This window comes from Planomicrobium sp. YIM 101495, from assembly GCF_009707665.1.
Classification (GTDB): domain Bacteria; phylum Bacillota; class Bacilli; order Bacillales_A; family Planococcaceae; genus Planococcus.
The window spans coordinates 774,373-800,871 of record NZ_WLZW01000001.1 but is presented as its reverse complement, the minus strand read 5'-3'; the positions used below and the strand labels follow the sequence as shown (position 1 = coordinate 800,871).

General features: G+C 48.9%; 22 protein-coding genes. All 22 read left to right on the top strand.

The window, feature by feature from the left end; translation table 11 throughout:
- Window positions 1-7: 7 nt before the first annotated feature.
- The 22 genes from rnpM (at window position 8) to GIW82_RS04045 (ending at window position 26,488) form a co-directional block, all read left to right on the top strand.
- The gene (rnpM, locus tag GIW82_RS04150; protein ID WP_370455995.1) at window positions 8-289 is read left to right on the top strand and encodes an RNase P modulator RnpM; all 282 of its coding nucleotides are present in this window, start codon (window positions 8-10) and stop codon (window positions 287-289) included.
- Window positions 286-603 (top strand): YlxQ family RNA-binding protein, encoded by a 318-nt coding sequence (locus GIW82_RS04145; RefSeq protein WP_154748624.1) that lies wholly within the window; start codon window positions 286-288, stop codon window positions 601-603. Before rnpM ends, GIW82_RS04145 begins: the two co-directional genes overlap by 4 nt.
- Before the next feature lie 4 nt (window positions 604-607).
- Window positions 608-2,917 (top strand): translation initiation factor IF-2, encoded by a 2,310-nt coding sequence (infB, locus tag GIW82_RS04140; RefSeq protein WP_154748623.1) that lies wholly within the window; start codon window positions 608-610, stop codon window positions 2,915-2,917.
- Complete coding sequence (locus GIW82_RS04135) at window positions 2,914-3,192, top strand: DUF503 domain-containing protein (RefSeq protein ID WP_154748622.1); 279 nt, start codon at window positions 2,914-2,916, stop codon at window positions 3,190-3,192. Before infB ends, GIW82_RS04135 begins: the two co-directional genes overlap by 4 nt.
- Before the next feature lie 20 nt (window positions 3,193-3,212).
- The gene (rbfA, locus tag GIW82_RS04130; protein WP_154748621.1) at window positions 3,213-3,566 is read left to right on the top strand and encodes a 30S ribosome-binding factor RbfA; all 354 of its coding nucleotides are present in this window, start codon (window positions 3,213-3,215) and stop codon (window positions 3,564-3,566) included.
- A 73-nt stretch (window positions 3,567-3,639) separates the two neighbouring features.
- Window positions 3,640-4,563, top strand: coding sequence for a tRNA pseudouridine(55) synthase TruB (truB, locus tag GIW82_RS04125; protein ID WP_154748620.1), 924 nt, complete (start codon window positions 3,640-3,642; stop codon window positions 4,561-4,563).
- Between the two features lie 8 nt (window positions 4,564-4,571).
- Window positions 4,572-5,522, top strand: coding sequence for a bifunctional riboflavin kinase/FAD synthetase (locus tag GIW82_RS04120; protein WP_154748619.1), 951 nt, complete (start codon window positions 4,572-4,574; stop codon window positions 5,520-5,522).
- Window positions 5,523-5,656: 134 nt separating this feature from the next.
- Window positions 5,657-5,926, top strand: a complete 270-nt coding sequence (rpsO, locus tag GIW82_RS04115; protein WP_154748618.1) for a 30S ribosomal protein S15 — start codon at window positions 5,657-5,659, stop codon at window positions 5,924-5,926.
- A gap of 141 nt (window positions 5,927-6,067) precedes the next feature.
- Window positions 6,068-8,185, top strand: a complete 2,118-nt coding sequence (gene pnp / locus GIW82_RS04110; RefSeq protein WP_154748617.1) for a polyribonucleotide nucleotidyltransferase — start codon at window positions 6,068-6,070, stop codon at window positions 8,183-8,185.
- Between the two features lie 103 nt (window positions 8,186-8,288).
- Window positions 8,289-9,500 (top strand): M16 family metallopeptidase, encoded by a 1,212-nt coding sequence (locus GIW82_RS04105; RefSeq protein WP_154748616.1) that lies wholly within the window; start codon window positions 8,289-8,291, stop codon window positions 9,498-9,500.
- Between the two features lie 82 nt (window positions 9,501-9,582).
- Window positions 9,583-10,614: an aspartate-semialdehyde dehydrogenase gene (locus GIW82_RS04100; RefSeq protein WP_370455994.1), complete on the top strand. Its 1,032-nt coding sequence runs from the start codon at window positions 9,583-9,585 to the stop codon at window positions 10,612-10,614.
- Between the two features lie 218 nt (window positions 10,615-10,832).
- Complete coding sequence (locus tag GIW82_RS04095) at window positions 10,833-12,500, top strand: ribonuclease J (protein WP_370455993.1); 1,668 nt, start codon at window positions 10,833-10,835, stop codon at window positions 12,498-12,500.
- A gap of 107 nt (window positions 12,501-12,607) precedes the next feature.
- Window positions 12,608-14,965: an FtsK/SpoIIIE family DNA translocase gene (locus GIW82_RS04090; protein WP_154748614.1), complete on the top strand. Its 2,358-nt coding sequence runs from the start codon at window positions 12,608-12,610 to the stop codon at window positions 14,963-14,965.
- Between the two features lie 1,457 nt (window positions 14,966-16,422).
- The gene (locus GIW82_RS04085; RefSeq protein ID WP_154748613.1) at window positions 16,423-17,151 is read left to right on the top strand and encodes a GntR family transcriptional regulator; all 729 of its coding nucleotides are present in this window, start codon (window positions 16,423-16,425) and stop codon (window positions 17,149-17,151) included.
- Between the two features lie 46 nt (window positions 17,152-17,197).
- Complete coding sequence (locus GIW82_RS04080; protein ID WP_154748612.1) at window positions 17,198-18,280, top strand: BMP family lipoprotein; 1,083 nt, start codon at window positions 17,198-17,200, stop codon at window positions 18,278-18,280.
- A 262-nt stretch (window positions 18,281-18,542) separates the two neighbouring features.
- Window positions 18,543-20,111, top strand: a complete 1,569-nt coding sequence (locus GIW82_RS04075; RefSeq protein ID WP_370455992.1) for an ABC transporter ATP-binding protein — start codon at window positions 18,543-18,545, stop codon at window positions 20,109-20,111.
- A complete protein-coding gene (locus tag GIW82_RS04070; protein ID WP_154748610.1) occupies window positions 20,101-21,150 on the top strand; it encodes an ABC transporter permease in 1,050 nt (349 codons plus the stop codon). The genes GIW82_RS04075 and GIW82_RS04070 overlap by 11 nt, the downstream gene beginning before the upstream one ends.
- 1 nt (window position 21,151) lies before the next feature.
- Complete coding sequence (locus tag GIW82_RS04065) at window positions 21,152-22,111, top strand: ABC transporter permease (RefSeq protein WP_154748609.1); 960 nt, start codon at window positions 21,152-21,154, stop codon at window positions 22,109-22,111.
- Window positions 22,112-22,308: 197 nt separating this feature from the next.
- A complete protein-coding gene (gene yfmF / locus GIW82_RS04060) occupies window positions 22,309-23,583 on the top strand; it encodes an EF-P 5-aminopentanol modification-associated protein YfmF (RefSeq protein ID WP_154748608.1) in 1,275 nt (424 codons plus the stop codon).
- Window positions 23,576-24,877: an EF-P 5-aminopentanol modification-associated protein YfmH gene (gene yfmH, locus GIW82_RS04055; RefSeq protein ID WP_154748607.1), complete on the top strand. Its 1,302-nt coding sequence runs from the start codon at window positions 23,576-23,578 to the stop codon at window positions 24,875-24,877. The genes yfmF and yfmH overlap by 8 nt, the downstream gene beginning before the upstream one ends.
- The gene (ymfI, locus tag GIW82_RS04050; protein ID WP_370455991.1) at window positions 24,874-25,593 is read left to right on the top strand and encodes an elongation factor P 5-aminopentanone reductase; all 720 of its coding nucleotides are present in this window, start codon (window positions 24,874-24,876) and stop codon (window positions 25,591-25,593) included. Before yfmH ends, ymfI begins: the two co-directional genes overlap by 4 nt.
- A gap of 97 nt (window positions 25,594-25,690) precedes the next feature.
- Complete coding sequence (locus GIW82_RS04045) at window positions 25,691-26,488, top strand: DUF3388 domain-containing protein (protein ID WP_154748606.1); 798 nt, start codon at window positions 25,691-25,693, stop codon at window positions 26,486-26,488.
- Window positions 26,489-26,499 lie beyond the last annotated feature (11 nt).

Here is a 26,499-nt window from a genome sequence, read left to right as displayed (position 1 = left end):
ATGTCCAGTGGCACTACAAAAGAAAATTCCGTTGCGGAAATGTGTAGCTACAGGGGAGATGTATCCTAAGAAAGAAATGACACGCGTCGTCCGTTCGAAGGAAGGCGAAGTGACCGTCGATCCGACAGGCAAGAAGTCCGGGCGTGGTGCTTACGTGTCGAAAACCGAAGAGGCGATTGATCTGGCGAAGAAACGTAAAGTGTTGGACAAGCAATTGGAAGCACAAGTGCCTGACAGCATCTACGATGAATTGCTACGACTCGTCAAAAGAGAGCAGTTGAGTAAATGAACGACAAAAAAATCCTGCAATTACTTGGATTGGCAGCAAGAGCACGAAAAATCATTTCAGGTGAAGAGCTCGTTTTGAGCGATGTCCGGAATGGCCAGGCGCGTCTCGTCTTTATTGCCGAAGACGCCTCGCAAAACACCAAGAAAAAAATGCAGGATAAATGTAAAACATATAAGGTCAATCTTCGCGAGTTCAGCAACCGTGCTGAACTTGGTCACGCGATTGGCAAAGAGCAGCGCGTCGTTATTGCAATCAATGACTCAGGATTTGCAAAGAAGATGGTGAGCCTGCTCGACGAAAATAACCGGGGGTGAGCAGATGACCAAAATTCGAGTGCATGAATACGCAAAAAAAGTGAACAAACCGAGCAAAGAGATCATCAACGAACTAGCTAAAATGAACGTGGAAGTTTCCAACCATATGGCGACTTTGGAGGATGCTGCTGTTTCAAAATTGGATAAGGTCTACAAGAAACCAGCAACGGACAAACGTCCGGCATCTCAAGGGCAAAGCCGTCCGCAGGGACAAGGACAGAACCGTCCACAAAACCGCCCACAAGGCCAAGGCCGTCCACAGGGGCAAGGGCAAAGCCGCCCGCAAGGCCAAGGACAGAGCCGTCCACAAGGGCAAAACGCTCAACGTCCACAAAGCACACAAGGCGGACAAAAACGGACGTCTGCTGGCAATCAGCAGCCAGCGAGAGGATCGAACTTCACGCCGAAAGCTGCTAAGCCGACATTAGGCCCAGGTCAGCGCCCGAGCCGTAACAACTCAGGTCGTCCAGGACAGAACCGGAACCGGAAAGGCAAAGGGCAACAGCGACAAAACCCGAATCCGATGCCACCAATGCCAAAACGTGAAAAAGAGCTACCGGCTAAAATTACGTTTACAGAATCATTGACAGTTGGTGAGCTGGCGAAGAAATTAGGCCGCGAGCCATCTGAAATCATCAAGAAATTGTTCATGCTTGGTGTCATGGCGACCATCAACCAAGAGCTGGACAAAGACGCAATCGAACTTGTTTGTGCGGAATATGAAGTAGAAGTCGAAGAGGAAATCCTTGTCGACAAATCTGACCTCGAAATTTATTTCGAGACGGATGTCGAAGGCGAGACAGAGAAATCTGAGCGTCCTCCAGTCGTAACAATCATGGGTCACGTTGACCACGGGAAAACGACACTTCTTGACTCGATCCGTCACACGAAAGTAACTGCAGGTGAAGCTGGTGGTATCACGCAGCATATCGGGGCTTACCAAGTGGAAGAACAAGGCAAGAAAATTACATTCCTTGATACACCTGGACACGCAGCGTTCACGACAATGCGTGCACGTGGTGCAAAAGTGACGGATATAGCGATCATCGTTGTTGCAGCGGATGACGGCGTTATGCCACAAACAGTGGAAGCGATCAACCACGCGAAAGCAGCAGAAGTGCCGATTATCATCGCAGTGAACAAAATCGACAAACCAGCAGCGAACCAAGACCGTGTCATGCAAGAGTTGACGGAACACGGCCTCGTACCGGAAGCTTGGGGCGGAGACACAATCTTCGTACCACTTTCAGCATTGACTGGTGACGGCATCGATTCATTGCTCGAAATGATCCTGCTTGTATCTGAAGTCGGCGAATTGACTGCAGTTCCAGCTCGCCGTGCTGTCGGTACAGTAATTGAAGCTGAATTGGACAAAGGACGCGGCCCAGTCGCATCACTGCTTGTTCAGGACGGAACACTTCGCATCGGGGATCCGATCGTTGTCGGGAATACATTCGGGCGTGTCCGCGCGATGGTATCTGATATTGGACGCCGAGTGAAAGAAGCGGCACCTTCAACTCCAGTAGAAATCACTGGACTAAGTGAAGTACCACAGGCAGGCGATCGTTTTGTAGTCTTCGAAGACGAGAAAACGGCACGCAGCATCGGGGAAACACGCTTCACGTCAGCTCTTCAAGAGCAACGTGCTGAGAAGAACCGTGTCACGCTTGATAACTTGTTCGACCACCTAAAAGAAGGCGAAATGAAAGAATTGAACTTGATCGTCAAAGCTGACGTTCAAGGGGCAGTTGAAGCAATGGCAGCCTCTCTTATGAAAATCGATGTCGAAGGCGTCAACGTGAAAATCATTCACACAGGCGCTGGCGCAATTACGGAGTCGGATATTTCCTTGGCAGCAGCATCGAATGCGATCGTCATCGGATTCAACGTACGTCCGGACGTCAACGCGAAGCGTGCAGCTGAAGCGGAAGGCGTGGACATCCGTATGCACCGCATCATCTATAACGTCATCGAAGAGATCGAATCGGCGATGAAAGGCATGCTGGATCCGGAATACGAAGAAAAAGTGATCGGACAAGCAGAAGTCCGCAGCACATTCAAAGTTTCCAAAGTCGGTACGATTGCAGGAAGCTATGTCATCGACGGCAAGATTACACGTGATAGCAGCGTCCGTGTCATTCGTGAAGGCATCGTCGTCTTCGAAGGCGAACTTGATACGCTGAAGCGCTTCAAGGACGATGCGAAAGAAGTCGCACAAGGTTACGAGTGCGGGATTACCATCAAGAACTTCAACGATATTAAAGAACTTGATATCATCGAAGCATACATCATGGTGGAAATCGAACGGAAATGATTGTATTGATGGAATGTGAGTTTTTCATCCCGTCCGCAACGTCCTTGAAAGACAAGCGGGCAGTCGTGAGGAGCATGATGACACGGACGAAGCAGAAATTCAATGTTTCTGCGGCGGAAATCGACCATCAGGACGTCTGGCAACGGACGCGCCTTGCATTCGTTACAATCTCCTCATCCGGGGATGCCGCGGACCGGGAAATGGCGCATGTGCTCCGTTTCCTGGAAAGCAATCCATCATGGGAATGCCTGGATATCCAAAAAGAATATTTGTAAAATGACGAGGTGAATAGAGCATGACAATGCGCGCAAACCGTGTAGCAGAGCAAATGAAAAAAGAGCTAGGCGAGATCATCAGCCGTAAACTGAAAGATCCCCGGATCGGTTTTGTAACCGTCACAGATGTTGATGTGACCGGAGATCTTCAGCAAGCGACCATTTACATTTCTGTGCTTGGTGACGACAAAGCGAAGGAAGAGACATTACTTGGCTTGTCCAAATCAAAAGGGTTTATCCGTTCTGAAATCGGACAGCGGATTCGTCTGCGGAAAACCCCTGAACTATCATTTGAATTCGATACGTCAGTGGCTTACGGGAACCGGATCGAATCGCTTCTTCGTGATATTAAAGAACCGAACGACAATCAATAATATTTAGCCTGCTGTGTTTTCGAACAGCAGGCTTTTTTTCTGCCACGAAATAGAGGGATGGGAGTGAGGGAGAATGGCATTGAACGGCATCTTGCCTTTATGGAAAGAAAAAGGGATGACTTCGCACGATTGCGTCATCCGAGCGCGCAGAATCTTGAAGACGAAAAAAGTCGGGCATACCGGCACGCTTGACCCGGAAGTGGACGGCATCTTACCACTTTGTATCGGCAGAGCAACGAAAGTGGCGGAGTACGTCACGGATCAAGGGAAGACGTACGAAGCGGAAGTGACAATCGGATATTCAACCGAAACGGAAGATGCGACGGGCGAGACAGTCGAAGAAGACAACAGTGAAAAACAGGTGACGCGTGAACAGCTCATCGCAATATTTGAAAAACTGACCGGCGAGATCACTCAGATTCCACCGATGTATTCAGCAGTGAAAGTGAACGGCCGGAAGCTATACGAATATGCGCGTAAAGGGCAGACGGTCGAACGTCCGAAACGAATTGTCCGAATTGACTCCATCGAGCTCCTCGACGACAGCACGCAATGGACAGGACAGCGAATCACATTCCCGCTCCGCATCGTTTGTGGCAAAGGAACTTATATTCGCACGCTGGCAGTGCAAATCGGGGAAGCACTCGGCTACCCTGCGCATATGTCAAAGCTGACGCGTACTGCTTCCGGAAGTTTTTTGCGGGAAGATTGCGTAACACTTGCCGAAGCGGAAGAACTTGCGCAAAATGGAACTATTGATGCTGCTTTGAAGCCATTGAAGGATGCCTTGAGCGATTTCGCCACGACGGCACTTGAAGAGGCAGATCTGTTCGCAGTGAAGAACGGCCAAGTATTGCCGATGCATCCACTGCTTGCAGAGCATCCGCTGCTCGTCTTGACGTGGCAGGGGGAACCGCTCGCAATCTACAAACAGCATCCAGAAAAACAGGACAAGATGAAACCCGAGAAAATGTTCGGCTTGCCTGAAACTGAATGAGGTGCACTATGGAAATTATTCATTTAAGTTATCCGAACCAATTGACTATCCCTGAATCACTCGGTCCGATTTCACTTGCGCTCGGATTTTTCGACGGTGTCCACCGCGGGCACCAGCAAGTGATCGGCCAGGCGATGAAGACAGCGGAAGAACGCGGGATCAAATCGGCCGTTATGACATTCGATCCACATCCGTCGCTCGTGCTTGGCGGAAGAAAAGAATGTCTTCTCTACATCACGCCGCTGTCGCATAAAATCGAGTTGCTCGAAGCACAAGGCGTGGACATTTGCTTCATCGTCCGTTTCACTTCGGAACTGGCGAATTTGACGCCGGAAGCATTCATCGAACACTTCGTCAAAGAGCTCGGTGTCGTTCACTGCACAGCAGGGTTCGACTATACATTCGGCAAGTTCGGCAAAGGGGATATGGCACTGCTGGAAGCGGAAAGTGACGGCAAGTACAGCGTCACGACTGTGGAAAAGCAGGAGTCGGCAGCTGAGAAAATCAGCTCGACACGCATCCGGGGACTCCTGCAGGAAGGGGACGTCTTGCAGGCAGCACAACTCCTCGGCCGTCCGCATACGATCCGAGGCACAGTCGTGAACGGAGACAAGCGTGGGCGCACAATCGGCTTTCCGACAGCCAACGTGGAACCTGAACATGGTTCGTTCGTTCCAGCAGGTGGCGTTTATGCGGTGCGCATCTTCGTCCAAGGCGTTTGGTATGACGGCGTCTGCAACATCGGCGTTAAGCCGACATTCAACGACCCCGAACACGCGAAACGGACCGTCGAAGTGTATATCCTCGACTTCGAGCAATCGATTTACGGAGAAGAAGTCGAAGTGGAATGGTACGAGCGGATCCGTAGCGAACAGAAATTCGCGGGGATCGATGAATTGAAAGCGCAGATCGAGAAAGACAAAGCGACCGTGATCGGATTTTTTAACGAAAACCGCTGACCGGACCGGTTGCGTCCTACAATTCTTTATGCTATTATTTATAAGTGCCCTAGAAGCATGAACCATTGCTTGGCTGAACGAGTCACCAACGTCCGCTGGGTAATTGGGGATATTATAATCAGGAGGTGAACAGTATGGCAATCACTCAAGAACGTAAAAATGAGTTGATCAACGAATACAAAGTGCACGAAACCGATACTGGTTCTGCAGAGATTCAAATCGCCATTCTTACAGAAGACATCAACAACTTGAATGAACATTTGCGTACACACAAGAAAGATCACCACTCACGCCGTGGTCTTTTCAAAATGGTCGGTCGCCGTCGGAACTTGCTTAAGTACCTTCGCGAAAATGACGTAGCTCGTTACCGTGATCTTATCGCAAAACTGGGCTTGCGCCGATAATAGCAATTGAGGAAAGCGGGATTCGTCCCGCTTTTTCTTTATGGAAAAAAACGAATCTGCATTCGCATCGTGCAGTCATTTTTGATACACTACTTAAAGGTACATATATCTGAGTATTTAACGCATGAGAGGAGCTCGATTATGGAGCAAACAAAAAAAATCTACACGCTGGACTGGGCAGGTCGTAAACTGCAGGTCGAAGTGGGCCAATTGGCTAAGCAAGCAGGCGGAGCTGCATTGATCCGTTATGGAGATACGGCAGTACTATCTACTGCAACGGCTTCAAAAGGACCGAAACCACTGGACTTTTTCCCGCTTACAGTAAACTACGAAGAGCGCCTTTACGCAGTCGGGAAAATCCCGGGCGGCTTCATCAAACGTGAAGGACGTCCATCAGAGAAGGCGACATTGATCAGCCGTCTGATTGACCGTCCGATCCGTCCGCTATTCCCGGACGGTTTCCGTAACGAAGTGCAAGTCATTTCCATGGTCATGTCTGTCGATCAGGACTGCCCTTCTGAAATGGCAGCCATGTTCGGTTCCTCACTTTCTTTGATGATTTCCGATATTCCATTCGACGGCCCGATCGCTGGTGTCATCGTCGGTCTGGTTGACGGTGAATACATCATCAACCCGACGAACGCGCAACTTGAGAAGAGCTCGATCAACTTGACGGTTGCAGGGACGAAAGATGCCATCAACATGGTAGAAGCGGGAGCGAAGGAAGTATCCGAGGAAACGATCCTTGAAGCAATCATGTTCGGTCATGAAGAAATCAAGCGTTTGATCGCGTTCCAGGAAGAGATCGCTGCTGAAGTCGGCAAAGAGAAAATGGAAGTCGTCCTTGACGAATTGGATGCAGAAATGACAGAGAAAATCGTGTCTTCTGTTGAAGCGGACATGAACGCTGCTGTTCAAGTACAAGAAAAACAAGCACGCAACGAAGCGATTGACGCAGTGAAAGCGAACGTTATGGTCGAATACGAAGAATCTGAAGATGAAGTGAAAAAACAAGCGGCAAAAATCCTTGATAAAATGGTCAAAGACGAAGTCCGTCGTTTGATCACGGAGGAGAAAGTGCGTCCAGATGGCCGTACGCCAGCTGAAATCCGTCCGTTGGCTTCTGAAACAGGCATTCTTCCACGTACGCACGGTTCAGGTTTGTTCACGCGTGGACAAACGCAAGCACTTAGCATCGCGACACTTGGCGCACTTGGCGACGTTCAAATCATTGACGGCCTTGGCATGGAAGAGTCGAAACGCTTCATGCACCATTACAACTTCCCGCATTTTTCTGTTGGAGAAACAGGTTTTCTCCGCGCACCTGGACGTCGCGAAATCGGTCACGGCGCACTTGGTGAGCGTGCGCTTGAAGCGGTCATTCCGGATGAAAAAGACTTCCCGTACACGATCCGTCTTGTGTCGGAAGTGCTGGAATCGAACGGCTCCAGCTCTCAGGCGAGTATTTGTGCATCGACACTCGCAATGATGGATGCAGGGGTACCGATCAAAGCACCTGTTGCAGGAATCGCTATGGGCCTCGTCAAAATGGGCGACAACTACACGGTTCTGTCGGACATTCAAGGCATGGAAGACTATCTTGGCGACATGGACTTCAAAGTAGCCGGTACGGCTGAAGGGATCACTGCGCTACAAATGGATATCAAGATCGAAGGATTGTCACGCAACATCCTTGAAGAAGCACTCGCACAGGCGAAAGTCGGGCGTCTGCACATTCTTGAGTCGATGGTCGCGACGCTTGCTGCGCCACGCACGGAACTTTCCGAGTATGCGCCGAAGATCATCATGGTCAAAATCAACCCAGACAAGATCCGCGATGTCATCGGACCTGGCGGAAAAGTCATCAATAAAATCATTGATGAAACTGGCGTTAAGATCGATACGGAACAAGATGGAACGATCTTCATTTCCTCGATTCACCAGGATATGAACGCGAAAGCGAAAGAAATGATCGAAAACATCGTCCGCGAAGCGAAAGTTGGCGAATATTACGAAGGCAAAGTGAAACGCATCGAGAAGTTCGGCGCGTTCGTAGAATTGTTCGCAGGCAAAGATGGCCTTCTCCACATTTCTGAAATCCAAGAAGAGCGAACGAAAGAAGTGGAAGATGTCTTGAAGCTGGATGATATCGTGAAAGTCAAAGTCATCGAAATCGACCGTCAAGGACGCGTCAACCTTTCCCGGAAAGCAGTCTTGAAAGAAGAGAAAGAAGCTGCCGGCAAAGACGAATCACAATAATCGACAAATCAAATTGCCAGCATTCGTTGGCAATTTTTTTGTTATTTGCAGGCTTCTAAAGGCACAGGTCCCAGGAAGCCATTTTAGACAGGAGGAATTTCACTTGATCGATATTCACGAATGCGCCAATGGTCTGCGCATTGTTTCAGAAAATATTCCACACGCCCAGTCGGCTTCGGTCGGGGTTTTTGTGCAAGTGGGATCACGAAACGAAGCCCCACATGAAAATGGGCTGACCCATTTCATCGAACACATGCTATTCAAAGGGACCGTGAAGCGTTCGGCAAAAGACATCGCGCGCGAATTCGACCGCATTGGTGGCGACATGAATGCTTATACGTCGAAAGAGTACACATGCTACTACGCGACAGTCTTGAGCGCACATGCGGAGCGCACTGTCGATGTCTTGGCGGACATGTACTTCAACTCCGTTATGAACGAAGATGAAATCGTTAAAGAACGCCAAGTGGTGCTCGAAGAAATCCATATGGCAGAAGACACGCCGGACGACGATGTCCACGAACAACTGTGGGCGGTCATGTACCCGGGCAATTCAATCGGAGCACCGATTCTTGGAACGGAAGAAACACTGGCAAGCTTCAATGCGCCGGTCATCCGCGATTTCATGGCGCGACACTATATTCCGAAGAACACGGTCATTTCTGTAGCGGGACGGATCCAGCCAAAGTTGATCGAGCTGATCGAAAAAAAATTCGGTACATTCGAAAGACAATGGATGGAAGAGCCGCAGCAAACGCCTGTATTCGTGACTGGTACATCGATGAAGAAAAAAGATACGGAACAAGCGCACCTTTGCCTGGGCTTCCCGGGAGCCGGTCTGCTTGATGAAGAAATTTTCTCGGCAGCGGTCTTGAACAATCTGCTCGGCGGCACGATGAGTTCCCGGTTGTTCCAGGAAGTTCGGGAAGAGCTGGGCCTTGCCTATTCCATCTACTCGTACCACTCCGCGTACGACGACCACGGTACGTTCGCCATCTACGCCGGTACAGCAAACGATCAGCTGGAACAATTGCGTGAAGTCATCGGTACGACGATTGAGAAATTGCGCAACGAAGGTATCAAAGGAACGGAGCTTGAAGACTCGAAGGAACAGCTGAAAGGCAGTCTTCTGCTCGGACTTGAAAGCACGAGTGCCCGTATGAGCCGGAATGGCAGACAATTATTGCTGCTTGGAAAGTTAGAAGCGCCGGCAGAAGCACTCCGCAAAATCGATGCGGTAACAGAGGAACAAGTCATGAAGATGCTCAAGGAAAACTTCACTGAACCGGCAGTTTCTATTGTCAGCGCCCACTAAAGGTTGCTTTAGAAATCCCGGCTCCCGATCCTACACATAATTATGTTACAATAATGCAAATAGACGAAAGGGAGAGAATAGGGTGAAAACAGTAAACGTAGCAATTGTCGGTGCCACTGGAGCAGTAGGCCAACAAATGATGAAACAACTTGAAAAGCGGAAATTAAAGATTGACCGCATCGTTTTCCTATCATCAAGCCGCTCCGCTGGTACGGAGATCGAATTCAATGGAAAAACATATACAGTGAGAGAAGCGGTTCCTGAATCATTCAAAGGAATCGATATCGCTCTATTCAGTGCAGGTGGCAGTGTATCGAAGGCATTGGCCGCAGAAGCAGTCAAACACGGTGCATTGGTCATCGATAACACAAGCGCCTTCCGCATGGATCCCGAAGTTCCACTTGTCGTTCCGGAAGTGAATAAAGAAGATATCGGTAAGCATAAAGGCATTATCGCCAACCCGAACTGTTCGACAATCCAAATGGTTTGCGCATTGAAACCGCTGAAAGAACAGTTCGGCTTGAAAAAAGTCATCGTCTCGACGTATCAGGCTGTTTCCGGAGCGGGAATCGACGCGATCGACGAACTGCAAAACCAAGCGGCTGATTACGAAGAGGCAAAGACGGCTGATGCGAAAATCCTGCCGGTCAAATCTGCAGAGAAGCACTATCCGATCGCCTACAACGTCATCCCGCAGATCGATTTATTCGAAGACAACGGCTATACGTTTGAAGAAATGAAAATGATCAACGAAACGAAGAAGATTTTGCATGACGACACGCTTCAAGTAGCTGCGACATGCGTACGTCTGCCGGTCGTGACAGGCCACTCCGAATCCGTTTACGTGGAATTGGACGGCGCACCATCACTTGCTGAGTTCCGGAATGCACTGGCTGGCGCACCTGGCGTCGAAGTGCAGGACGACCCGGTGAACCAAGTGTATCCGATGCCGCTCCTAAGCGAAGGCCTGGACGAAGTATTTGTCGGACGGATCCGTAAAGATCTCGACAATCCGAACGGCTTCCACTTGTGGATCGTCTCGGATAATTTGGTCAAAGGCGCTGCACTTAACTCAGTCCAAATCGCCGAAGCATTCGTCGAGAGCTTCAACTAATCGAATCCGTATCTATGTTAAGAAGGCTGCTTACAAGTCCGATTCCACAGACTTGTAAGCGGCCTTTTTCCATTTTCCGCGCGCTGTAGCCGGAAAAGTGCAAAAGCAGACCGCTTTCCGCGGATCGTTCCCTTTTTTGTTTGGACATGTCACGCCCCATTCACGTATAATGAACTTTATGGATGTGTACGGGTGAAATTAAAGTAGGAGGAAATAATGTGAGTAAAATTAAAAATGAAGTAATTAAAGTGATCCCGCTCGGAGGAGTCGGAGAAATCGGGAAAGCGATGTACGTCATCGATATCGACGAAGACTTGTTCATCGTAGATAGCGGCCTGATGTTCCCGGAAGATGAGATGCTCGGTATCGACATCGTCATCCCGGACATGACGTTCCTTGAAGAAAATAAAGATCGCGTAAAAGGGATTTTCCTGACGCATGGCCACGAAGATGCTATCGGGTCTATCGCGTATTTATTGAAGAAAGTACAAGCGCCTGTATACGGATCGAAATTGACGATCGCATTGGCAAAAGAGCATGTCAAAGGGCAAGGCTCATTGAAAAACTACAAGTTCTTCGAAGTGACGAACAAAAGCAGAATGAACTTCGACAAAACACACGTGACGTTTTTCCATACGACGCACAGTATTCCGGATTCGTTCGGGATCGTGTTCCACACGTCTGAAGGAGCAATCGTTCACACTGGGGAATTCAAATTCGATCAGTCTGTAAAAGGTGCTTACCGTCCAGACATCGCGAAAATGGCGAAACTCGGAGAAGATGGCGTCTTGATGCTGTTGTCTGACTCGACTGAAGCAGAACGTCCGGGTTATACAACGTCCGAGACCGTCGTTGCTGACCACATCATGTCAGCATTCCGTTCAGCTGAAGGCCGTATTCTCGTATCGCTTTATTCATCGAACTTCATCCGGATCCAGCAAGTATTCGACATCGCAAGTGCGACAGGCAAGAAAGTGGCAGTTGTCGGGAAAAGTTTGGAAAACAGCTATGAAGTCGGATTGCGTCTTGGCTATTTGGAAGTGGACGAAGAAACCGTCATTTCCATTAAAGATTTAGACAAGTACGATGACCGTGAAGTCGTCGTCATCGTAACAGGCAATCAAGGAGAACCTTTGGAAGCGTTGGAGAAGATGATCCGCAAGCAGCATAAAGATGTGCGCATCAAAGAAACAGATACAGTCCTTATTACGTTCACGCCGTCACCGGGCATGGAAGTGCAAATGTATCAAACGATGAATAAATTGGCAAAAGCCGGAGCGACTGTACTGACATCCAACCGCAAAGTACACGTCTCAGGACACGGCAGCCAAGAAGACTTGAAGTTGATGCTGAACATGATGAAACCGAAATACTTCATCCCGATCCAGGGCGAATACAAAATGCTGATCGGCCACTCGAAGCTGGCACAGCAAGTCGGGATCCAGAAGTCCGATATTTTCATCGCGGACAAAGGCGATATCGTCGAATACAAGAACGGCAAAGTCCGGATGAGCGGACGCGTCACTGCAGGCAACGTCCTGATCGACGGAATCGGAGTCGGAGACGTAGGGAATATCGTCCTGCGTGACCGTAAACTTCTTTCACAAGACGGAATCTTCATCGTCGTCGTGACATTGAACCGCAAGCAGAAGAAAATCGCTTCCGGTCCGGAATTGATCTCAAGAGGATTCGTTTATGTGCGCGAATCTGAGCAATTGATGGACGAGTCGACGAAGCTTGTCACAAAAATCGTCGAGAAGTACGTCGCGAAAGACGCGTTCGAATGGAATAACATCAAACAGGAAATTCGGGACACGCTGAATTCTTATTTATTCCAGCAAACAAAACGCCGTCCGATGATCATCCCGATCATCATGGAGTATTAAGAACTAAAGTGGAAGGATTTCCAAGCCGGATATGGGGCGGAAATCCTTTTTCACATGAATTGGAAAAACGGATGCTTACGTCACAGCATGGAAAAGAGGGGGAAATTATGGCACAGAGCCGTCCGAAAGGAAAAAACAAAACCAAAGCAAAAGCGAAAGCAAAGCCGCGGACAAAGAAAAAACAGAAGTCCCAGGTGCTTTGGTATGAAGTGGCCGGTCTCGTCTTGATCGTCGCTTCTGTACTTATGCTGTTCCAGCTCGGCCTCGTCGGAAGAATCCTAGCGAATGCCGCTGAAATGCTGCTAGGCTATATGGCAATCGTCTTACCATTCGCATTGTTCGCCCTGGCACTCTATCTTATGGTGAAACGGAAACGACCTTCAATCCGCTTCAAAGTGGCTATCAGTGCACTTTTGATTGGAACTGGAATTCTGCTGGTCTGCCATCTTATATGGGCGATGGGAACGATCTTGCCGATCACTTCCTCCAACGTTATGAGGGAAACGCTCGGCGCAACACGCTTCACCGGCACGCTCGTCACCGCCTACACAGCCACAGGCGGCGGAATCATAGGTGCATTCTTATATAGCATTTTCCATCTGCTGTTCGACACAGCAGGCACGTGGATCGTTGCAATTTTACTTCTATCGATTGGCGGAATCATTTTGAGCGGTAAAGCAGCAGCGCCGTACATTGCAGAGAAAATCCCTGCACTGCGCCCAGTGCTTGAAAAACTGGTCGGCAAAATGAAACCGGCGAAACGGAAGCCGCGCGAAAGAAGAGCGAAGCTGAAAGCAAATGGAGAAGTACAGCTGACGTTCGACAATGATCCGGTACTGGTAGAAAGTGACTTGACGTATGAAGATCACGAAGAACCTATCATTTCGGCATTCACCGAAAATGTCCGTCCGGCAGTGAAGCCGGAAGTGGAGAGGGAAATGGAGCCGGAACCACCTCAGGAAGGGCCAGCTGGAATGGATGAACCAGAAGATGACCTGGACCCAAGTCCGATCCTCCTGACACCAGCAGAGGAACAAGAAAACGAAGAGTATCAACTGCCACCGATTGAACTGCTTGCAGCGCCACCGCATAGCGACCAGAGTGGAGAATATACGGGCATCCAGCAAAACGTCAAAAAGCTCGAGAAAACATTCCAAAGCTTCGGCGTGCGGGCAAAAGTGACACAAGTCCACTTAGGACCAGCCGTAACGAAATATGAAGTCTTGCCGGATACAGGCGTCAAAGTAAGCAAAATCGTCTCGCTTCACGATGACCTCGCACTTGCGCTTGCCGCAAGAGACATCCGCATCGAAGCACCAATCCCTGGGAAATCAGCAATCGGCATCGAAGTTCCGAACTCGGAAGTCGCGATCGTCTCCTTGCGCGAAGTGCTCGAATCCGAAGAAAACGCCAAGCCGGACTCGAAATTACTGTTCGGCCTCGGCCGCGACGTTACGGGCAAAGCAGTCATGACCGAACTGAACAAAATGCCTCACCTTCTCGTAGCCGGCTCTACGGGGAGCGGGAAGTCCGTTTGTATTAACGGCATCATCACAAGTATCATCATGCGCGCAAAACCACATGAAGTGAAAATGATGATGATTGACCCGAAAATGGTCGAGCTGAATGTCTACAACGGCATTCCGCATTTGCTCGCACCAGTCGTTACGGATCCGCGCAAAGCGGCACAAGCATTGAAGAAGGTCGTCTCTGAAATGGAGCGGCGCTACGAATTGTTTTCCCACACTGGCACGAGAAATATCCAAGGGTACAATGACTACGTCCAGACATTCAACGATGAAAACGAAGAAAAACATCCGAAACTGCCATTCATCGTCGTTATCGTCGATGAGCTTGCAGACTTGATGATGGTCGCGTCGAACGAAGTGGAAGATTCCATCACACGCCTTGCACAAATGGCGCGGGCAGCTGGTATCCACCTCATCATTGCGACACAGCGGCCGAGCGTCAACGTCATCACTGGTGTCATCAAAGCGAACATTCCCTCTCGTATCGCCTTTGCGGTATCATCATCCGTCGACTCCAGAACCATTCTGGACGGTGGTGGAGCGGAGAAACTGCTCGGACGGGGAGACATGCTATTCCTTGGCGCCGGCCAATCCAAGCCGGTCCGTGTACAAGGTGCGTTCCTGTCAGACGAAGAAGTCGAGAAAGTAGTCGACTTCTGCATCGAGCAGCAAAAAGCTCAGTACCAGGAAGACATGATCCCGACGGAAGTGGAGCAAGTCGCACCACACGAAGAAACGGATGAACTGTACGACGAAGCTGTCCAACTCGTCACCGAAATGCAAACGGCCTCGGTCTCGATGATCCAGCGCCGGTTCCGCGTCGGCTACTCACGCGCAGCACGCATCATCGACCAAATGGAACTGAGAGGTGTCGTCGGTCCGTACGAAGGCAGCAAGCCCCGGACCGTCCTCGTCCAAAAACAAGAAGAGTACTAATGACAAACCCCAGCGGAGAAATTTGCTGGGGTTTATTTTTTTTGTTTGTGTGATGAAAAGGAGACCGGCTGACCTGCATTCCAGAGCTTCGCACGTTAGAGGCGCTGAGAAGACGTTGATCGAATGGAAATCGGTCAATGTCTTTGCGACGAAGCTAGCGAAGTGATGCAGGAGCATATCTTTGCCCTCTAGCCTCCTCGGTCACTTGCGCAACCTGCAGGGGCCCGTCTTAGCTTTGCCCCTCCAACGAAGTAATGGCCGAAGGAAGTTCGGACAATGCTTTGCTCGCTCTTCCATTCCGGATCAGCTCTTTCGATAAGTGGTGTTGGATTGAATGTTAGTGATTTGGATGATTCAGGTGTAGTAGCCATCGTCGTATTCTCACAGAAGGTGTCAGGGAGTAGGTGAGAATTTCAATTTTCATACTGATTCTGGATTTAGTCGCGAGTCACAGAATTGAATCGTGAATCATCACATTACAGTCTCGATTCAATTTTTTGGCACCTGAAAATGGGCGAGCCAAGCATGCATGTCGCACCTCAAGTTGCAAAGCAGTATCCCGCGCTTTCATGAGGAGTACTTTTCCATCTGCGGTTCCATCACTTAACGGTAAAAATTCCTCTTATCTTGAAGGAATGAGTAAAATGAGAGCCAATAAGGGTAAAAAATACCCTTATTGGCTCCGGAGATGGCAAATTGAACGACTTTCGACGATATAAAGGCAAAAATTCCTGTTATTCGAGCCGGAAATGCCGGAAATTGCAGAATAGAGGTAAAAACTACGCCTATTTTTGCCCCTCTGACGAAAAAAGAGGTCTCCTTTGCGACAACCGACCTCACATTGCTACACACCGCCAATAGAACCAGCGGCCTGCGCAGTCAGCTGCCAAACAACATAGCCGACGAAATCAACAGAACGCATCAAAATGTATCCTCTCCAAAACTTCACCCACACCCAAAGCGGAGTGGCTGGTTTGGACTGGGCGGAGTGAGAAGACGAGCGCCCTTCAGCTCGGCTTATCACGGGAGCCCTGTCCGAAGCGACAAGTGGAGTTCGCCTCAATCCGCACCTCAATCTTCTCCCCAACCCCATTCTCTATTCCATCTCATTTCGATCTTCCAAATAAAAAGAAATACATATTAAAAAACAGCCTAAAGTCCGAAAACAAACCCTATTCAAATTATTCTTCTGAATCAATTGGACCAAATATATCCACCCGGGATAACATATAACCAATACTTTTTTGACCTCACTTCAATAATTTTTTCTAGTATTATAATGATTTGTTCCTGCTTAATATGACAAAATGATTACAACTTGTGTAAGACCGCCTATAAAAAATAAAGAAAATCATCAAAACACTATTTATTTAAACTTCAATCAATGTTATAGTATTTCTGATTAGTAGGAACGTTTTACATCAGATGTCTGATCTCTGTCATGGGTGGTGAATCGTATGACAATCAAATCAGATCATCGTGCATTGTATCTTCAAGTTATTGACAGGATGAAAAAAGACATCGCAGCGGGTATTTATAAAGAGAGAGAGAAGCTGCCGTCCGAATTTGAACTATCAAAGACCTTGGGGGTGAGCCGAGCAACTCTTCGTGAAGCGCTCCGTCTCCTGGAAGAGGACAATATCATCGTCAGACGCCATGGCGTCGGAACATTCGTCAACCCGAGACCGGTCTTTACGTCCGGTATTGAACAGCTGACCAGTGTCTCCGATATGATTCGCCAAGCAGGTATGGAACCCGGGGGTATTTATTTAAGCACAGCCGAGTCTATTCCCTCTGATGAAGATGTTAACCGCTTTCATTGCAAGAACGATGATCCTGTAATTACAATTGAACGGGTCCGCACCGCGAACGGAGAGCCGGTCGTCTACTGTATCGACAAAGTCCTGTCAGCCGATTTGCCGGAAGATTTCCTGCAACGAACCGAGAGTTCCTTGTTTTCCGCAATCGAGGAATCCGGCAAGACGCGGATCTCCTATGCTGTGACTTTCATCGATCCAGCAGGCTATCATGAAATCGCTTCACCTATTCTGCAGTGCGACCCGGAAACAGCGCTTCTAGTGTTAAAACAGCTTCATTACGATGAAGAAGATCGAATGGTACTCTATTCTAAGAATTATTTCAGGGCTGACAAGTTCAGCTTCCACGTAGTAAGAAAAAGAGTGTAAGACGATGTATTCCTGCTAAAATATCAAAACCTTGGGGGTTATCACATTGACAAAACGTAAATTTGGTTTAGGTCTATCATTGATGCTTGCTGCTGGAACGATGCTTGCTGCATGCGGTAGCGACGATGACACATCGACAAACGACAATGGCAACGGCAACGGTGGAGATGCTGACACTGAAGAGACAAGCGACTTCTCAGTAGCGATGGTCACAGACGTTGGGGGCGTGGATGACAAATCATTCAACCAATCAGCGTGGGAAGGGATCCAACAGTTCGGTAAAGACAACGGTCTTACAGAAAAAGAAGGGTATGACTACCTTCAGTCTCAGTCTGATTCAGACTATAACACGAACTTGAACAACTTGATCCGCCGTGACTTCGACGTCGTATTCGGTATCGGTTTCTTGATGGAAGGTGCGATTGACGAAATCGCTTCACAAAACCCGGATGCTCAACTGGCAATCATCGACGCAGTCGTTGACCAGCCGAACGTTGCTAGCGTTCTTTTCAAAGAGCAGGAAGGTGCATTCCTTGCAGGTGTAGCTGCTGCATTGATGACTGAAACTGGTAAAGTTGGATTTGTTGGTGGGATGGAAATTCCAGTAATCGAGCGTTTTGAAGCAGGATTCCTTGAAGGGGTAGCAGCTGCTGACCCGAGCGTACAAGTCGATGTTCAGTACACAGGTGCTTTCGATAAAGCGGAGCTTGGGAAAACAACTGCTAACTTGATGTACCAAAACGGAGCGGATATCATTTTCCACGCTGCTGGAGCAACTGGTAACGGTGTGTTCACTGAAGCAAAAGAGCGTAAAGAAGCAGATCCGGATGCAAACGTTTGGGTTATCGGAGTTGACGCTGACCAATACGACGAAGGACAAACTGGCGACATGAACGTAACGTTGACATCTGTTCTTAAAGGCGTATCAACAGCAGTTATCGAAATCTCTGAACAAGCACAGAACGGTGAATTCCCAGGCGGCGAAACATTGGTATACGGTTTGGCTGAAGATGGAGTAGGTCTTGCGGATTCACGCGGTGCGATTCCAGATGACGTCATGGCTCAGGTAGAAGACTTCAAAAAGCAAATCTCTGATGGTGACATCGAAGTTCCAGAAACTGTCGAGTAATCACCTGCGATGTGCGGTCACCATAAAGACCGGTTAGTCCCGGTCTTTATGTTTTTTTTTCGCCTATTTCTTAATGCGGTTAATAGACGAAAGATTTCTATATAAATTGGATAGAAACATGCAGACCTGTTCCATACACAAGCCATAATACATCTTATCTATTCAATTGACGGTGCACGGTTCAATTTATATGAAAACGGAAATCTTTCCTGTATTAATTATTCAAAATAAAAAGTTACCAGTTTTCGAGGGAGTGAAAACAGTGGAATACGTAATCGAAATGCGGAACATCCGAAAAGAGTTCGGCAACTTTGTAGCAAACGACAACATCACGCTGCAGCTGAAGAAAGGCGAAATCCATGCGTTGCTTGGCGAGAACGGTGCAGGCAAATCAACACTGATGAACGTGTTGTTCGGTTTGTATCAGCCGGAAGGCGGAGAGATCTTTGTCCGAGGAGAGAAAGTGAATATTACAGACCCGAACGTTGCGAATGATCTTGGAATCGGGATGGTGCACCAACACTTCATGCTCGTCGAGAACTTCAGCGTGACGGAAAACATCATCCTCGGAAGTGAGCCGACAAAATTCGGCATAACGAACAAGAAAGATGCGGCCAAGAAAGTTCAGGCATTATCTGAACAATACGGACTGAATGTCGATCCATATGCGATCATCGAAGATATTTCCGTCGGAATGCAGCAGCGTGTGGAAATTTTGAAAACACTTTACCGCGGAGCGGAGATCTTGATCTTCGATGAGCCGACTGCGTCACTTACACCGCAGGAAATCATCGAGTTGATTCAGATCATGAAACGCTTGATCGCTGAAGGTAAGTCGATCATCTTAATCACGCACAAGCTGAAAGAGATCATGGACGTTTCTGACCGAGTTACGGTTATCCGTAAAGGGCAAGGCATCGGTACAGTCACGACATCCGAGACTTCACCGAACGATCTGGCTTCACTTATGGTTGGTCGTCAAGTTACGTTCAAGACGGTCAAAGGACCTGCGAATCCAAATGGAGAAGTATTGGATATCAAAGACTTGGTCGTTGAAGACTATCGTAAAATCGAGAAGATTAAGCGCTTGAACTTGAACGTCCGCAAAGGCGAAATCGTCGGGATTGCCGGGATCGATGGCAACGGACAAAGCGAATTGATCGAAGCGATTACGGGTCTTCGGAAAGTGAAGAGTGGAACCGTTAAAATCAACGGCAAAGATGTTACGAACTTCAAACCACGTAAAGTGACGGAATCTGGCGTCGGACATATCCCGCAAGACCGTCATCGTCACGGGCTGGTTCTGGACTTCCCGATTGGGCATAACATTGCTTTGCAAACGTATTACACACAGCCGATTTCTAAAAACGGCATCATCGATTATAAGAAAATCGATAAGAAAGCAAAAGAAATCATCGAAGCGTACGACGTTCGTACTCAAGGTGCTCACGAACCTGCCCGTGCATTGTCAGGGGGGAACCAGCAAAAAGCGATTATCGGCCGTGAAGTTGACCGTGATCCAGACTTGCTGATTGCGGCATTGCCGACGCGTGGACTTGACGTTGGAGCGATTGAATTCATCCATAGCCGACTGATTGAACAGCGCGATAACGGGAAAGCTGTATTGCTCCTATCTTTCGAGCTTGATGAAGTAATGAACGTTTCAGACCGTATTGCAGTAATCTATGATGGACAAATCGTCGACATCGTCCTGCCGGAAGAAACGACTGAGCAGCAGCTTGGCTTGCTCATGGCGGGACAGTCATTGGATGAGGATGGATCAAACAAAGTTTCTTTGTCGAAAGAAGGTGAGGATCAGCATGTCGAATAGAGTCACTAATATACTGGTCCCGATTGTATCTGTAATTCTTGGTCTCATTGTTGGAGCCATCATCATGCTTGTCAGTGGGTTCAGCCCGATTGACGGTTATATCGCACTTTGGAATGGTATTTTCGGGGATGCATACACGATCGGTGAGACGATCCGCCAGATCACTCCTTATATTTTAGCTGGTCTTGCGGTTGCCTTTGCATTCCGCTCCGGCCTGTTCAACATCGGGGTAGAGGGGCAATTGATCGTCGGCTGGTTTGCAGCAGCTTACGTCGGACTTGTCTTCGAAGACCTTCCGAAAATCATCCACTTGCCGCTTTCGCTCATTGCAGCGATGCTTGCGGGTGCACTATGGGGCTTCGTACCAGGTTTACTAAAAGCGAAATTCCGCGTACACGAAGTTATTGTCACAATCATGATGAACTATATTGCACTTCACGTGACGAACGCATTGATCAAAACAGTTTCAGACGGCGGTGACCGCACAGAGCGTATTTTCTCGAGTGCATCTCTCCGTTCGGAATTCCTTGCGAACTTGACTGATTTCTCTCGTTTGCACTACGGAATCTTGATCGCACTAATCATGGTTGGTGTCATGTGGTTCCTGCTGGAAAAAACGACGCTTGGCTACGAGTTGAAAGCAGTCGGGTTCAACCAGAACGCTTCTGAATATGCTGGGATGAACGTCAACAAAAACATCATTCTTGCGATGGTCATTTCAGGGATGTTCGCTGGTCTTGCCGGAGCGATGGAAGCACTCGGAACGTTCGAGTACATCTCATCCAAAGGTGGATTTACTGGGATCGGGTTCGACGGGATCGCAGTTGCACTTCTTGGGATGAATACACCACTTGGCGTCATCTTCGGTGCGACACTGTTCGGTTCCTTGAAGTACGGGGCATTGAATATGCCGAACGCTGCAGGTATTCCGCTTGAAATCGTGGAAATCGTCATCGCAGTCATTATCTTCTTTGTAGCATCGGGCTATATCATCCGTCTGCTTCTGCAGAGAATGGCTAGCAAGAAGGGGGCGAAATAAGATGAGCTTTTTAGAGATTCTATATTTCATCATTCCTCAAGCGATCTTTTACGCAGCACCACTGATTTTGGTTGCAATGGGCGGAGTATTTTCCGAGAAGTCCGGTGTTGTAAATATCGGTCTTGAAGGCTTGATGGTCATGGGTGCATTTGCAGGGATTCTTTTTAACTTGATGTTTGCTGACACATTCGGCGGCTTGACGCCCTGGCTATCTCTTATTGCCGGGATGCTCGCTGCATTGCTCCTGTCTGTGCTGCACGCAGTCGCATCGGTATCATTCCGTGCGAACCAGGTCGTCTCTGGAGTTGCCATCAACATCTTGGCACCGGCACTGTCGATTTACTTGGTTAAACGAATTTTCGATAAAGGGCAAACGGACTTCATCACAACGAGCTTCCCGCGTAAAGATGTTCCGTTCCTATCGGATATCCCGTTCATTGGGCCGCTGTTCTTCTCTTCTATTTATGCAACATCTGTATTGGCGATCGCCATCGCGATCATCTCGTGGTTCGTCATTTACAAAACACCGTTCGGCCTGCGTCTCCGCGCAGTAGGGGAACACCCGATGGCAGCGGATACGATGGGGATTAACGTAACACGTATGCGTTACATCGCAGTTCTATTGTCCGGAGCTTTCGCCGGAATCGGTGGCGCGATCTACGCACAGACGATCACGGGCGACTTCGGCCATGCGACGATCAATGGACAAGGATTCATGGCACTTGCTGCAGTTATCTTCGGTAAGTGGCATCCACTCGGTGCGATGGGAGCGGCAATCTTCTTCGGACTTGCACAGTCTCTATCAATCGTCGGGAATGCAATCCCTGGAGTCGATCAAATTCCGAACGTCTTTATGTTAATATTGCCGTACGTCTTGACGATCTTAGCGCTTGCTGGTGTCATTGGCCGTGCCAATGCCCCGAAAGCGAATGGTGAACCATATATTAAAGGACAGCGCTGATTTCCTAAGCGGAATGATCGCTGGACATTTTGGAAAGCCGATAAGGCTGCCCCGGAATGGTCGCGAAAGCGGCGCCGGGGCAGCCTTTTTTCTTTATGGAGTGAGAAGGATTACGCGCTACTCCGGCTTTCCGGATATTTGCAATTGATGCGTGGATTTCGGTATAGTTAGAGCAGGAAAGATGAGGGGGCATACAGATGTTTCAAACTAGAAAATTAGCGGCAGGCGTGCAGTTGCACGTGCATCAGACGGCGCAATTCAAAACGATTAATCTATCGATCCGGTTCAAGGGCAAGCTGACCGAGCAAAAAGCTGCAGCGCGTTCTGTACTGGCGAACATTTTACAGCACAGCAATGCGAAGTACCCGTCCCAGATGGCATTCCGCATTGCATTGGATGACTTATACGGTACATCGATGTACATAGATTCCGCTAAGCGTGGAAATGGGCACGTGATGAACTTGCATGCAGAAACGGTGAACGATCAGTACTTGTCGGAGCAGGGCGTACTCGATCAAGTATTCGCGATCATGCAGGCGGCGCTACTCGAGCCAAACTTGGAGCAAGGTTTGTTCAAGGAAACGATATTCAACCGCGAGAAGAACAACGTCAAACAGCGCTTGGAATCGTTAATCGACGACAAGACGCGCTATGCGCAGCACCGGATGCTTGAATTAGCACTCCCGGGACATCCCGCATCGATTCCATCGAACGGAACGATCGAAGAAGTCGAGAACTTGACGAATCAGTTAGTCATGGACGAATACCGCTCGATGCTTGAGGAAAACGAAGTCGAGATCTACATCGTCGGTGATGTGGATCCAGAAGAGATGGCTGCGAAAGTACAGCAGTACTTCCCGTTTGAAGGCCGTGAAATTCCAGGGAAAATGCCGGCGCTCGTCCTTACGAAGCCAGCCCAATCCCACGTGCTTGAAACGGCGGAGATGAAGCAAGGGAAGCTTCACATGGCGTTCTATACGCCGGTCACATTCCGCGACGCACAGTTCCCGGTCATGCAAGTAATGAACGGCGTGCTCGGTGGCTATGCACATTCCAAGCTCTTCACGAATATTCGCGAGAAGGAAAGCATGGCGTATTACGTATCATCTTCTTACGCTTCACACTTCGGCTTGATGTTCGTTCTGGCGGGCATCGATCAGGAGATGGAACAAAAAGCAGTTAAGCTCGTCCTAGAACAGTTGGATAGCGTCAAAGCAGGAGACATATCCGATACAGAGATGATGCAGACGAAAGCGCTCCTCATCAACTCGTTGAAGGAATCACTCGACTCGGCACGTGGCCAAATCGAATTGGATGATCAATATACAGAGATGGCCGGTGGTTTAGAGCCGGAACGCTTGATCGAGAACTGGCAAAATGTAACGAAAGAAGACGTTTCCGAAGCGGCTAAGCTGCTGTCTTTGGAAATGACGTATTTCTTATCCGGCAAGGAGGGGTCTGACGATGAATAAAGTGGAATTCGCACAGGTGGATGAAACACTTTACCACGAGCGTCTAGAGAACGGCTTGGAAGTGTATCTTCTGCAGAAGAAAGGCTTTTCGAAAACGTACGCGACATTCACAACGAAATATGGCTCGATCGATAACCATTTCGTGCCGCACGGCGAAACGGAAGCAGTAAAAGTTCCGGATGGCATCGCGCATTTTCTGGAGCACAAAATGTTCGAGAAGGAAGAAGGCGACATTTTCCAGGAGTTCAGTAAGCAAGGTGCTTCTGCGAACGCCTTCACATCCTTCACACGGACGGCGTACTTGTTCTCAGCTACAGGGCAGATCGAGGAGAACGTCGGCACATTGCTCGACTTCGTCCAAAACCCGTATTTCACAGAAAAGACAGTCGATAAAGAAAAGGGCATTATCGCACAGGAAATCACGATGTATGATGACCAGCCGGATTGGCGCCTATATTTCGGCATGATCGAGAACCTTTACGAAGAACATCCGGTGAAGATCGATATCGCTGGGACAGTGGATTCAATCCAGGACATTACGGCAGAGCATTTGTACACATGCTACGAAACATTTTACCACCCGTCGAACATGATGTTATTCGTTGTCGGAGCGGTCGAGCCGGAAGAAATGATGGATTTCATCCGTACGAACCAAGCGTCGAAGCAATTCGATCCGCCAGCGCCGATCGAACGTAAATATCCACAAGAGATGAAACGAGCGGCGATCAAAGAACGGACGCTTGAAATGGCTGTCCAAAAGCCAAAAGTATTTGTCGGTGTGAAACCTGAACGACTTGATTTCCAAGGAAAAGAAATGCTGAAGCACGAGTTGTCTGCACAGCTTGCATTCGAGCTGTTGTTCGGTCGCACTTCAGACTTCTACTACGAAGCATATGAAAACGACTGGATCGATGAGTCGTACTCCTTCGATTATTCAATCGAGGAAGGCTTCGGCTATGCGTTGTTCGGAACGGATACGACAGTTCCGGAAGTATTTGCGGAGCAAGTCGAAAAAGTATTCGACCGTACCATCGAGAAATGGTCTTTCGGTCAAGATGCACTGGATCGTGTCCGTCGCAAGCGTATCGGATTCTTCTTGCGTGCGATGAATTCGCCGGAATACATCGCGAATCAGTTCACGCGCTATGCCTTCAATGACATGAACTTGTTTGATGTAGTGCCGGTGCTTGAAGAAATTAAGATGGCAGATCTGCAACAAGCATTTTCACTTGTCAGTGCGAAAGAGCAGCGTTCTGTCTTCACAATCGTTTCGCCGGAGAAAGCGGAACAGTGAAGCGCTTTGCAGTGATACTCGGTGCGTCCGGGGAAATCGGGGAAAGCATCGCCCGTGAACTTGCGGGAGAAGGCTGGTCGTTATATCTGCACTGGCATAGCCGGAACATCGAGCCACTGGCAGAAGCGCTTGCGGAGCAATTCGCGGGGCAGGAATTCATTCCGGTACAAGCGGACTTTTCGCAAGTGGACGGGGCGGACCGGTTGGCGCAGGCGGTATTCGATGCATCGTGCATCATTGTCGCTAGCGGTCATGACCTTGTGAAGATGTTAATCGATACAACGGAGGAGGACATGAACAAGCTCTGGCGGGTCCACGTCCAAAATCCGGTCGCAAGCATCCGGAAGATTTCACCGTTCTTCCAGCGTCATCCGAAAACGTACATCGTCTTCATTTCGTCGATTTGGGGACAGGCCGGCGCGTCGATGGAAACGATATACTCTTCGGTGAAAGGGGCACAATTGGCGTTCGTCAAAGCGTACGCCAAAGAAATGGCGCCAGTTGGTACACGCGTCAATGCCATCGCACCTGGGTTCATCATGACGAAGATGAACAGCCACTTGGACCAGGAAGAACTGGAAGCCATTGTGGAAGACATTCCACTCGGCATCGGCGCACCACAGGATATCGCGCACATGACCGCTTTTTTGGTCAGTGGAAAAGCGGATTACGTGACTGGCCAGACGATGAGTGTCAACGGCGGATGGTATATCTAATAATAAAGAAGCTGCCCTTTTCTTGGCTCCTGAAATCAGCTATTATAGGAGAGAGGGAGTTTGGACAGGAAATTCTGAAACGGAAGGTCGGAGACGAATGATCGAATGGTATTTTGAATACGAAATTCAAGTGAACCGTCCCGGGCTGTTGGGGGATATTTCTTCATTGCTCGGAATGCTGCGTGTCAATATCGTGACGATCAATGGTGTCGACCAAGGCCGTCGCGGAATGCTGCTGCGGGCGGAACACGATACACAGCTGCTGCGTTTCGAACATATTTTGCAGACGATGGATACAATCAAAGTGACGAAATATCGCGAACCGAAACTCCGGGATATCTTAGCGGTGCGGCATGGCCGTTATATCCAGAGGGATGCGGATGACCGGAAGACCTTCCGTTTCGTGCGTGATGAACTCGGGCTTTTGGTCGATTTTATGGCAGAGATTTTCAAGCAGGAAGGCCATAAGCTTGTCGGACTGCGCGGGATGCCGCGGGTCGGTAAGACGGAATCCATCGTCGCTGCAAGTGTCAGCGCCAATAAAAAATGGATTTTCCTATCATCGACGATGATCAAACAAACGGTGCGCAATCAACTGATGGGCGATGAACACAGTGATAACAACATCTTCATCCTCGACGGGATTGTCACACGTCAAGCTTCGGATGAACGCCATCTGCAGCTGGTCCGTGAAATGATGCGCATGCCGACGATCAAAGTGATTGAACATCCGGACATGTTTGTCCAGCATTCTGAGTACGATATGGATGATTTCGATTACATCATTGAGCTGCGTCACCACCCTGAAGAGGAAATTACGTATGAAGTGCTGGAAAAGAACACGTTTATGGATGACAGAGGCCAAAATGGAATGTTTGGTGGATTTAACTTTTAAGCAGGCAGGTG